7 protein-coding genes are annotated in these 11072 nt (G+C 50.3%); 1 reads left to right on the top strand and 6 read right to left on the bottom strand.

The features are described 5' to 3' along the window. Window positions 1-457: 457 nt before the first annotated feature. The 5 genes from I6E40_RS04435 to I6E40_RS04415 form a co-directional block, all read right to left on the bottom strand. Window positions 458-631 (bottom strand): hypothetical protein, encoded by a 174-nt coding sequence (locus tag I6E40_RS04435; RefSeq protein ID WP_235385695.1) that lies wholly within the window; start codon window positions 629-631, stop codon window positions 458-460. 19 nt (window positions 632-650) lie between these two features. Beyond that, window positions 651-3281 (bottom strand): hypothetical protein, encoded by a 2631-nt coding sequence (locus I6E40_RS04430; protein ID WP_410897032.1) that lies wholly within the window; start codon window positions 3279-3281, stop codon window positions 651-653. 825 nt (window positions 3282-4106) lie between these two features. Next, entirely contained in the window at window positions 4107-6206 is a 2100-nt protein-coding gene (gene dnaG, locus I6E40_RS04425) for a DNA primase (RefSeq protein WP_235385693.1), read from the bottom strand. A gap of 429 nt (window positions 6207-6635) precedes the next feature. Beyond that, entirely contained in the window at window positions 6636-7754 is a 1119-nt protein-coding gene (locus I6E40_RS04420) for a glycosyltransferase family 1 protein (protein ID WP_235385692.1), read from the bottom strand. Between the two features lie 22 nt (window positions 7755-7776). After that, window positions 7777-8247, bottom strand: a complete 471-nt coding sequence (locus I6E40_RS04415) for a C-GCAxxG-C-C family protein (protein WP_235385697.1) — start codon at window positions 8245-8247, stop codon at window positions 7777-7779. A gap of 84 nt (window positions 8248-8331) precedes the next feature. Here I6E40_RS04415 and I6E40_RS04410 point away from each other — a divergent pair, with 84 nt between their 5' ends. Then, window positions 8332-8718: a hypothetical protein gene (locus I6E40_RS04410; RefSeq protein ID WP_235385691.1), complete on the top strand. Its 387-nt coding sequence runs from the start codon at window positions 8332-8334 to the stop codon at window positions 8716-8718. Window positions 8719-8771: 53 nt separating this feature from the next. Here the strand turns inward: I6E40_RS04410 and I6E40_RS04405 are convergent, their stop codons facing one another. After that, window positions 8772-10748, bottom strand: coding sequence for an NAD(+) synthase (locus I6E40_RS04405; protein ID WP_235385690.1), 1977 nt, complete (start codon window positions 10746-10748; stop codon window positions 8772-8774). Between the last annotated feature and the right edge of the window lie 324 nt (window positions 10749-11072).

Below are 11072 nucleotides of genomic sequence, written 5' to 3'. Positions count from 1 at the left end.
CATTAATGTTTCAAAAAGGCGGTCCTTTCGTCTTTCGCCCTTAGTCTCTTTGTCTCTTAGTCTCTTTGACTCTTTGACTCTCAATGCAAGGTTCAATGTATAGTTTGTGTATAGTTTGTGTATAGTTTGGAGCACAAACTATACATTCCGTAACGCACGGAAAATCAGAGGAATGTAGGGTTTGTGTAGGGTTTTGTGTATAGTTTGTATAGTTTTTTTGTTTTTCCTTTTTTATACGTATATAGATGTTGCGCGTGAGTTCAAAACCAAACGGCAGGGAGTCAGCCGTCACCGTTCTTGGCTCAGCCGTCACTGTTCTTGGCTCAGCCGTCACTGTTCTTGGCTCATCGGTCACCGATTGACCGGTCACGGACAGCAAGATGAGGGGAATGGTTCATCCCCAACGACAAAAGGCTGCGCCGAGCGCAGCCTTTTATCAAGTGGATGTGGGAGGAGATTATTCTTCCCAGGGGAATTCGTTCCAGTTTTCTTCTGAGCCGTCCACGAACTCATCTCTTCTGTTGGAGAGTTGGATGCCGTCACCCTGGACGTTGGATGCGGTGAGCATCATGGAGTGTTCGGAGAATATCTCAAGGGAAGTGAATTGAGGTGCAATATATTTCTTTTTCATAGTTCCGAATGTTTAATAATTATTTTACAAGCACTTTCTTGCCATTGAGAATGTAGATGCCCTTGGCAGCCTTGTTCACTCTGCGTCCACTGAGGTCGTAGATGGCGTTTTTAGCGTCAGCACCTGCTTCGATTTGTTCGATTCCGGTGGTGGTGCCGTTGAAGGGGAATCCGTTCACGGCTTGCGAGCCTGCGTGTGTGCTCTTGGCGAGTTTGAGGTAGGCTTTGTGTGCACCGTTGGTGAAGGCAGCGCCGGTGGGGTTCATCCAATAGAAGCCGACAGAAGCGAGTTCGCTGTTTGCGTTGAGGGAGAGACCGTAGAAGTAGTAGGCGTCATCGTCCGTGATGGGAGTTTCTACGTCAGTTCCTTCAAGTTCGTTCTTGTCAAGGTCCTTGTAAGAGTCCTCTGTGGAAGAGGTGAACAACAAGGCATTGTTTCCGGCAGGAGCCTTAATCACGAGCGGTTCGTTGGCGGGAACAACTTGTGCGGGAGCGTATACATCTGCAATGTTACCTGCATTCCAAACATATCCGGTAGCACCGGCAGGCATGGTGAAAGCCTTAGCGGAATTGAAGTAGGTGGCATAGCCGGCATCAGAAACAGCGAGGTTGTAGCCGGTTTCTTCGACGTCAATATCGTTGAATACATTCAACTGAAGTGTTGTATTAAATTTGCCGGGGAAGCCATAGAGGTTTACAATGGCATTGGTCGTGCTCAAGGCAGTTGCGCTCAAACCGTCTTTCTTGTCATAGACTGCATATTCCTCACTGTCTTGAGAGATAGTGGCATTTCTGGAGGAGAGGGCAGAAGAGACAATGGCATTTTGCACCAAGACGAACATACTTTCGTATTTGTCGTAATCCGCATTCAAATCAGCCAAGGTGACAATCTCTGCAGCGGGAACAGTAGCAGATTCGGGAATGATGGTGCCCCAGTCGATGGAGGTGATTTCACGCAGCCCGTTGTAGAGTTTTGCTTTTCCGGAAACCACACCGGTGTAGCTCTTGCCTTCCGTCAAGCGGTGTCCCTTAACATAAATCAGAATAGCGGCATCAGCATCCTGCAGATAGGCATTGTTCGCGTCGGCATAAGTGATGACGGCGTTGTTCAATCTAACCTTGAAATCAATTTCGGATTCGCTGGTGATGAGGGTTTTCAGTCCGGAGATGGAATTCGGCCAAACACTGATGGTGTAGGAAGCCTCATCGGCATAGTAGGAGCCGGACTGCTCAGCGGAGGCGGTGATGGTGGTCGTGCCATACTTGGTGCCGATGGTGATTTCACCGGTGGTTGCATTCACGGTTGCGACTTCCGTGTCGGAGCTTGCATATGTCACGCCTTCGGTGTGACCGGAAAGGGTGGGAGCGGTGAAAGGAGCTTCAAAGTAATCCACGGCAGTTTCGCTGAAGGCAAGATTGCGGTCGGAAAGGGTGGCGAAGTTGGTGGCGTAAGCGGAGTAGGTGCGTACAGTTACAAACTTATAAAGTTCAAGTTTACCGCCATTGGCATAGTTGGTATGAGTTGCACTTGTATAGCTGCGCCAGTTCGTACCAGACGCATAAGATGCACAATAACGATTATTATTCGCTTCTTTCATGGAGAAATAGTCTGTGGTGTTTACAGCAAAAGTCCATTTATCGGAAGTAGAAGCAACGCGAACTCCATTGTTATCGCTTATTGCGTATAAATAAGAACCCTCTTCATTCTGAACGTAGAATTGATTGGCTGTGCCGGTTGAAGTAAAGTTCCAAATCATGGATTCCTCCACAGTTCCCGTGATGACATCATCCGTAATCACAGGGGCGCCAACTTTGGCAGGGGCAGTCGAGGAACCTGTGGTCGTACTTGGAAGGACGTAAGCGCCATTCTTTATCACGTATGAACCATCGGTGATGTCTGCCAAATTCTTGATGCGATTCCAAGAGGATGAAACAAGAGTTTCATCGGCAAAGACCGCGAAGTAGGTGGTATTGGATGTCACCGTGGGAGCGCCTGCAGCAGAGGTGAAGAGCACGGCGGGTGCGACATCTTGCGTACCGTCAATGGTGGCATTGGTCCAACCCATGAACACTTTGTCGCCGATGGCGGCAGGGGTGGTGGGAAGCGTTTCGACGGATTCACCTTCTGCCACGTCGGTGGAGGGAGTTCCTTCAGAGTAGGAGTTGCCGTTGACCATCCAGTTCACGGTGTAGTGCGGAAGGGGAGCAATGGCAGTACCGCGGAGCGCAATGTCTTGTTTTGTAGCGTCTTTGGAAGAAACGGTGAGGGTTGCTTCGTGGCTACCTGCCTCCGTGGGAGTGTAAGTCACCGTCACTTCGGTGTCAGAAATAGAGCCGTCAGTCGGAGTAATGCTGGAAGGACTTACGCTAAACATGTCGGCATTTGTGCCGGAGAGTACAAAAGTCGCTGCTTCAGAAAGTCCTTTAGCACTAAATGTGAAGGCAGAATTCTCTGAGGTCAACTTCTCAACATCGCTAAATGATATTTCTGTTTTGGAAACACTAAGAGTAGGTGCGACAGATGTACTGTAAGTGAGCGTCACGTCATCAATGTTACGAACAGCAGTAGAACCTGTATAATATATACGTACATATACATGGTCGTAAGAACTCAAATCTTGCGTAACCTCCACCCATGAACCTTGACTCATGGAAGTGGCAGATTGAGTTTTGACATCTGTCCAAGTCGAATTATTAGAAGACACCTGAATTTTCCAACTGGAGGACTTTGTATTGCCTGACTGTTTTGATACGTAAAAACTGATAGAGGTCGGATAGGGAATCGCGGTTTTTGTAGTGATGCTGGCAGTAGTTTTACCTCCGGTTGTTCCATAATATGTTCCACCTTTAGCAGTGATTGCACCAGTCTGTTGGGATGTCATGTTTGTAAAAGTCCAATCAGTATAGGACGTGGAGGCACTCTCAAAATCAATAGTGAGTTCCTCAGCCCAAGCATGGCTTCCTCCCAGAATGCCGAACAGGGTCAGCAGGCAGAGAGGCAGAAAGAAACGTTGTGATAAAGTTTTTTTCATAATTGTTGTTATTTAATTGTGTATTAGAATAGTTTCTTCGTGAGACTGCTGCGGCACATACTCGGATGCGGTCTGCAGTTACATTGCAGAACCGAGGGGCATTTCACAGGATTGGGGGACTTTCGACGCCTCTATGTCTGTGAGCTGGCGCAGACTTAGGTGATATGACGTGGGCGCAGGGTGATGACATCACAAAAGAACGCCGTTCGTCAATAAGACTCAATGATTCGTGCGTTAATTCTTAAAATTCGTGACAAAATTAGGCAATTCTATCCATGTAGCCTAAAAAAGCACTCACTAAGTCGGTAAAAGTTTCGTGAAGAATTGATGAACACACTTCCCACCGTGCGCGGAGCGTAAGCGCCGCGACCGTCAAAACACAGTCAAAACACCGTAAAATCACCGTCAAAACACCACCCAATGACTGCCTTTCCTCTTCTTTTTCTACAATTTGGCTTTGATGACCACCCGCTCGCCGAGCAGTTCGGCAAATTGACGCTCCATGCTCATGAGCTGCATGTACTGCTGCATGAAGTGGCGACTTTGCTCAGCGTTCTTCTGAACTTCGGGATTGCGCAGCTGCATCATGACATCATTGATTTGCTCACGCAGGATGGCGTATTTGTAGTCCAGCAACAAGCGGGGAATGACCTCATAGAGACGATACTTCTCCTCCACGTACTGTTCCTTGTGGTGGGTGCTCAGGGGGCTTTCTTTTTCGCTAACAAAAGTGGCGAACTTACTGATTTCTAAGTCTTCGTGCAGAGTGAAGTAGGGGAGTGCCTTCCAGTTTGGGTCACCGACGTGTGAGATAGCTTCTTCCAATATTCTTCTGGAAACGGGCGAGCGGAGTGTGAGTTCATCCTGGGCAAGGTCGCTCTGAATGAACTCTGTCACCGTGGCATGCAGATATTCTTCCTCCTCAGCCACTTCCGTGAGCGCAGTTTGTTCCGTGGCTTCCGCACTGTTGCCAAGCGTGAGTTCGCCGAAGCGCACAATCATGGACATCAGCATGTTTTCCGCATTTTCCACCAGATTCTTTCGTTGAATCAGCACCCGACCGCTCAAACCGGGCGTGGGCATCAACGGAGTGGGGGAGATGGGGGAGTCGGTGACAACAGTCGCTGAAGCGGAGACTGTGGCAGCACTTTGAGCGTCCACAGAGGGAGTGGAGGTGTTTCCGCCTTGCTCCGCGACGGGCTGCACTGCGGCTTGTTCGTTTTCTCTTTTTTGATATTTTTCACGGCGCATCTTGCTGATTTCTCGTTGAATCAACGATTCGGAAACTCCCAAGAGGCGTGAGCATTCCGTGACATAGATCTGACGCTCGATTTCTTCCGGAATGACGGAGATGCTGTGAACCACATCGGTGACAAGGGCAGCCCGACTTTGCGGGTCATTGTCGGGAGTGGAAGAAAGCAAAAGTTCTGTTTTGAAACGGATGAAGTCTTTTTGATTGCTCTCAATGAAGGCGCGGAACTGTTCCGCCGTGTGACTTCTGGCAAAACTGTCGGGGTCTTCTCCGTCGGGGAGCAGCAAGACCTTGATGTGAAGTCCTTCGGAAAGAAGCATGTCAATGCCTCGCAGACTCGCCTTGATGCCGGCAGCATCGCCATCGTAGAGTACGGTGATGTGGTCCGTGAAGCGGTGAATCAAACGAATCTGTCCTTCGGTGAGAGAGGTGCCCGAAGAAGCCACCACATTCTCCACGCCGCACTGGTGCATGGAAATGACGTCGGTGTAACCTTCCACCAGATAGGCGCAGCCGGCACGCACAATGGCGGACTTGGCTTGAAAAAGCCCATAGAGTTCCCGACTTTTGGTGTAGATTGGGCTTTCGGGCGAATTGACATACTTTGCCAACTTTTTGTCCGTGCCAAGGATTCTGCCACCGAAGGCAACGACCTTGCCGCTGACGGTGTGAACGGGGAAAATCACACGACCGTGGAAGCGGTCAATCAGTTCGTTTCGGTCTGTCTCGTAGCACAACCCCGTCAATTTCAGATTCTTATCACTGAATCCTGCCGCCTTTGCCGCTTGTGCCATGGCGGTGCGCTGCGTGGGACAGAAACCGAGCGCAAACTTGTCAATGATGTCGTCTCGGAAACCTCTCGAGCGAAAATAGCCCATGCCCAGTGTCACACCGTCCACGTCCGTTTTGAGAATTCGCTGAAAATATTTTGCAGCCCAGGCGTTCAAGGAAAACATGTCCTCTCGCACACTCTCCAGCTTTCGTTCCTCATCTGTTTTCTGTTTCTCGCGAATCTCAATGCCGTATTTTGCGCCCAGCCATTTGATGGCTTCGGGATAGGTCATCTGTTCAACCTCCATGAGGAAGTGCACGACGTTTCCGCCTTTTCCACAGGAGAAACACTTGCAGAGTTGCTTGGAAGGCGAAACGACAAAACTCGGCGTCTTTTCCTGGTGGAACGGACACAGACCTTTGTAGTTCACACCGGCTTTGCGAAGTGTGACAAACTCTTTGACGACATCGACAATGTCTGCGGCATCAAGAACGCGTCGAATGGTTTCTTGTTCTATCATGAAGCGAGCGAGGATTTGAGAGAGATTGAGAGTTTATGAGTTGAGAGGAAGAACTGAGAGGAAGAACTGAGAGGAAGAACTGAGAGGAAGAGTTGAAAGGAAACGTTAAGAGGAAGAACTCAAAACGTAAGCACTTTCTTTTGAACGTTCCTTATCCTGTAATTTATAGACCCCCCTTAAGTTGAAGCGCCTAAGTTTTGATTAGTTGAAAGCGCTTGACGCGCCTTTGCTTCAAATGGGGCAGCGTTCCCACGCTCCTAATTAAACATAACAGCGATTCATGTCTTAGTAGAGCAAAACCTGCTTTTTTGTTGATTTAAAGCGTTATAAGCGTTATTGGTCTAAATGCTTCGCGATTTCGGGAGAGAGAATTAAATGCTTCGCGATTTCGGAAGAGAGATTTTATGGTTTCGGAGAGAAGAGTGTCGATTATTCGGAGAGCAGAGAAAGATAGAGTTGTTCATAGGCGGAAGCAATTTTCTCATAGTCGTGATGTTTGCGAATGTAGTCTCTGCATTGCTGTTTCAGTTTGGGAAGTTCCTCATCGGCATGCGTGACTAAGTGGCAAAGCGTTTGGAACAGTTCGTTTTCCTTTCCGGGAATGGCATTGATGATTGGACGAAGTTGGTTTTCATTCAAAAGTTCATAACTTTCAGGTTCGCCGCCGCTGATGGGCACAATGCCTTGGCTCATGGCTTCCAGCGCGTTCATCGCCGGCGTGTAGGAATAAAGTTGGTCCACAATGACGTCCGCTCCGCTCAAGCGGCGTTTGTATTCCTCAAAAGGAAGATTTTCCACGCAGTCAATTTCGCACAAGTCGGGATGAGTTTTTTGGACTTCCTTCAACACAGGCAGCAAGACATCCACGCCTTTATAGACGGCTCTGGAACGCTGGATGCCCACGAAGAAGCGAAGTTTTTTGCCACGCTGTGTTTCCTTTCTCGTTTCTTCTGAAATCTGAATGGGAAAAGGAATGAAATGCAGGCGTTCTTTTTGTCGGAAATGAGCCTGATAGGCGGCGTAATATTCCATCAGCCCTGCCACCACGGCATCGGAGTTTTGCACCACAAACTCGTGAAGTTTGAATTTCTCTCCCAGAATCCAATCTTGGATGAACCGTTGGTTTTCAACACTGTAGCGTTGATTCTTTCCTATGGCGAAGTCACTATAGCGGAAGGTTTTTCCGTCCAGACATCCCTTAATATAATAGGAGTCCATGCCGAAGGCACCGAGCACGATTTTGCGATTGTGCTTCCTCAAGAATTGAAAGAAGGACTGATTTCTCTCGGCTTTCAGAGGAACAAAGATGGGATTTATCAGTTGAACGATGTCAAAGCCTTTGAAATCCTTGAATTGTCGGTTCAAGCGTAGAAAATAGCGCAGCGAATCCCATTTCTTGAGCGAGGGGCGATGCAGATCGATGTCGCGAGGATAGTTTTTCCACTCGTCGCCATCAGATGCCACCACCACCTCATGCCCGAGCTTGCGAAGCCCGAGTGCGAGAGTGGCGTGCACGTTGCTGAATTCGCCGAGCAGAAGGATTCTCATGGATGAAACGTTCTGAGGAGATTTACTGTTTTTTGTTTTCAACGTATTCCGCAAAGAGTTTAGCGGCGGTTTCGACCATGAAGGAGCAAGGGCGCTTTTGATAGTATTCCGGAGTACGTGCTTCTGCTTGCGGTGAGCCTTCCGGTTGGATGAGTCCGAGGAGTTCGCCGCAGATGAGACTGCCGGTGGTTTCTTTGAACTGTCGGGCGAGTTCCTGTACGACGGCGTAGTTGTGGGATTTTGCTTCTCGGTCTTTGGGGTCGGTGGTTCCGCAGTCCAGCCCTGCCAGCATGAACATTCCGCAGGCTGCGCCACAGGTTTGACGCATTCTTCCGATGCCGCCGCCAAAGGAGGCGGACATTCTCAAGGCTTGCTGTTCTTCCACGCCATAGAGGTCAGCAAAGGCTGCGACCACACTTTGTGAGCAGTTGTATCCGGATTTGAAGAGGGAAACGGCTCTTTCCACTCTTTCTTGCATTTCGTTGGAGAGCATGACAATAATTATTGGTATGTTTTCTAACTTTGCAGCATCATCTTGAACCATAAGTTCAAACTTCTGAACCATAAGTCCACATCCATGATTCGCATTTTTTCAATCGCTGCTTTTCTTTTTCTGTTCGTTTCCTGCCAAGAGAGTTTTGACAAACGGCTTGCTCGTGAGGCGGGAGAATTCACCCGTGAAAAATGTCCTTTTGAACCACAGCCGGGATGTCGTTTGGACAGTACGACCTACGAGATAAGTTCAAGAACCTACACGTTGTGGTATTCCATTTCCGCTGAATCGGAAGCCATTTTGAACCGGAGGGAAACCGACATGCGACTCTTGCTGGTCAAGGAGTTGCGCGAAGATGTGAACTACAAGGCGTTGAAGGATGAGGGCGTTGTCTTTCACTATGTCTATCGTTCTCAACTATCCGGCAACGTGCTTTTTGAAACGCGCATCACGAAAGAGGAATATCGTTGAGGAACAACTGAAACTTCTTTTTTGCACAGTCTCACATCTGCGGGGACTCCCCCCTACCCTTCTTCAATGCCCTCGGCATCAAGTTGTTCGAGGTCAGCGAGCCAGGCGGCGGAGCACGCGTCGGACGGCATTCGCCAATCACCGCGCGGACTCAGAGAGCAGGAGCCGACCTTCGGACCGTCGGGCAGACAGGAGCGTTTGAACTGCTGGCTGAAGAAGCGGCGGCAGAAAACGCGTAACCATTTGAGAATCACGTCCTGCGTGTAGTTTGTTCCTGATGTTTCGGAGAAAGCACGCACGGCGAGTTCATAAATCTTGCGCGGTCGGAAGCCGTAGCGCAGCGTATAATAGAGGAAGAAATCGTGGAGTTCGTAGGGTCCAACGAGGTCTTCGGTGATTTGTCCGATGTTTCCGTCTTCCGCTGCTGGCAGGAGCTCGGGGCTGATGGGTGTGGAGACGATGTCGAGGAGCGTGTCACGCACGTTTTTGTCCTCAATGATGTGGTGGGCAGCCCAGGTGACGAGGTGTTTGACCAGAGTTTTGGGCACGGAGGCATTGACGCCATACATGCTCATGTGGTCGCCGTTGAACGTTGCCCAGCCGAGTGCAAGTTCGCTGAGGTCTCCTGTTCCGACCACGAAGCCTCCCATTTGTCCCGCGGCGTCCATGAGAATCTGGGTGCGCTCTCGAGCCTGTGAGTTTTCGTAGGTGAGGTCATGGTTTTTCGGGTCATGTCCCAAGTCTCGGAAGTGAAGGTTCACGGCATCGGCGATGCTGATTTCGCGTTGCGTCACTCCGAGTCCTTTCATGAGGTTCACGGCGTTGGTGTAGGTTCTGTCGGTGGTTCCGAAGCCGGGCATGGTGATGCCGACAATTCCTCTTCGGTCACGCTCGAGGCGGTCGAAAGCGTGGACGGCAACCAAGAGCGCGAGTGTGGAGTCAAGTCCTCCGCTGATGCCGAGGGTGATGGTTTTGGCTTTGGTGTGTTCAATTCTTCGGGCGAGTCCTTCGCTCTGAATGAAAAGAATCTCCTCACAGCGGTGGTCAAGTTCCGGTCCTTCCGGAATGAAGGGGCGCGGGTCAATGGTGCGTGTCAGGCTGAAGGGGATGTGGCTGTTGTAGGGTTCCAGTTCCACTTCTTTGAACGGCACGTCGAGTTGTCGGGTGGCACAGGCTGCTGCGAAAGTGGTGTTCACGCGTCGTTCTGCACGGAGCAATTCCACGTCGATTTCTCCCGTCAGGAGTTGTTCCTCCATGGTGAAACGTTGTCCGGAGCCCAGCATTTTCCCATTTTCGGCGATGAAGGCTCTTCCGCTGAAGACGAGGTCTTGGGTGCTCTCGCCATAGCCCGCACCGGCATAGACATATCCCGCCATGAGGCGTGCGCTTTGGTTGCAGATGAGTGATTCCAGGTAGCGCGATTTACCAACGAGTTCGTTGCTGGCGCTGAGGTTGAAGACGATGTCAGCGCCGGCGAGCACGGCTTCGTTGCTGGGCGGTGTCGGTGCCCAAAGGTCTTCGCAGAGTTCAATGGCAAAGCGGCAGTGTGTCGTGCTGAAGACGAGCCTTGTGGAGAGGCTGACCTGCTGTCCGAGGAAGCGAAGCGGCTTTCCCTCGGGCGGGAGCACGGAGGCAGAAGTGAACCAGCGCCCTTCGTAGAATTCTTTATAGTTCGGGAGATAGGTTTTCGGCACAAAGCCGAAGAGTTTTCCTCTTTGGATGACGGCGGCGCAGTTGAACAACATGCCGTCACACGCCACGGGGACACCAACGAGGGTGACGAGGGAGAGGTTACGACTGAACTCGATGAGTCTCAGGAGTGCGGACTCAGCCTCTTCAAGGAGCAGTTGTTGAGCGAAAAGGTCCTGACAGGTGTAGCCTGTCAGACAGAGTTCCGGGAGACAGAGCACTTCCACGCCTTGTCCTTCGGCGCGCACCATCATGTTTTGGATGGCTTCAGTGTTGGCGGCGGGGTCTGCGAGATGCACGGCGGGGACACCTGCTGCCACTTTGATGTAACCGTATTGCATATATAATAATAGGTATAGATACAAAAAGCGGCTGTACCGGTGATGTGATGAAACTCCGAGGAAAAAGGATTTGAGGACTGGCTTGTCGCTGTAATCCGACTCTGCTCACACGCCTTGCGGAGAGTGGGCACGACGGCCCGCCATTGAGCAAACCAGCTGCCTCGGTATTTCTGTAATTATTGATGAGTATCCCAATCTAACCGGCACAGCCTTTTTTTCTTTTTGCGAAGCGGGAAAACTTCGTGCCGACAACGCATCGGAACGCCTCCGAAGGTTTTGTCTGACATTTTCCTGTCTTCACGAAGCAAAGGTAAGGATATCGGT

Source organism: Prevotellamassilia timonensis (assembly GCF_021531665.1).
Taxonomy (GTDB): domain Bacteria; phylum Bacteroidota; class Bacteroidia; order Bacteroidales; family Bacteroidaceae; genus Alloprevotella.
Note: the sequence above shows the minus strand (reverse complement) of the source record. Positions and strands in the feature narration are given on the sequence as shown.

Bases quoted from the DNA above. Each gene is read 5' to 3' on its own strand.
- I6E40_RS04415 (WP_235385697.1), bottom strand. From the start codon at position 8,247: ATGCTCTCCAACGAAATGCAAGAAAGAGTGGAAAGAGCCGTTTCCCTC.
- I6E40_RS04405 (WP_235385690.1), bottom strand. From the start codon at position 10,748: ATGCAATACGGTTACATCAAAGTGGCAGCAGGTGTCCCCGCCGTGCAT.
- I6E40_RS04410 (WP_235385691.1), top strand. From the start codon at position 8,332: ATGATTCGCATTTTTTCAATCGCTGCTTTTCTTTTTCTGTTCGTTTCC.
- I6E40_RS04435 (WP_235385695.1), bottom strand. From the start codon at position 631: ATGAAAAAGAAATATATTGCACCTCAATTCACTTCCCTTGAGATATTC.
- dnaG (WP_235385693.1), bottom strand. From the start codon at position 6,206: ATGATAGAACAAGAAACCATTCGACGCGTTCTTGATGCCGCAGACATT.
- I6E40_RS04430 (WP_410897032.1), bottom strand. From the start codon at position 3,281: ATGAGTCAAGGTTCATGGGTGGAGGTTACGCAAGATTTGAGTTCTTAC.
- I6E40_RS04420 (WP_235385692.1), bottom strand. From the start codon at position 7,754: ATGAGAATCCTTCTGCTCGGCGAATTCAGCAACGTGCACGCCACTCTC.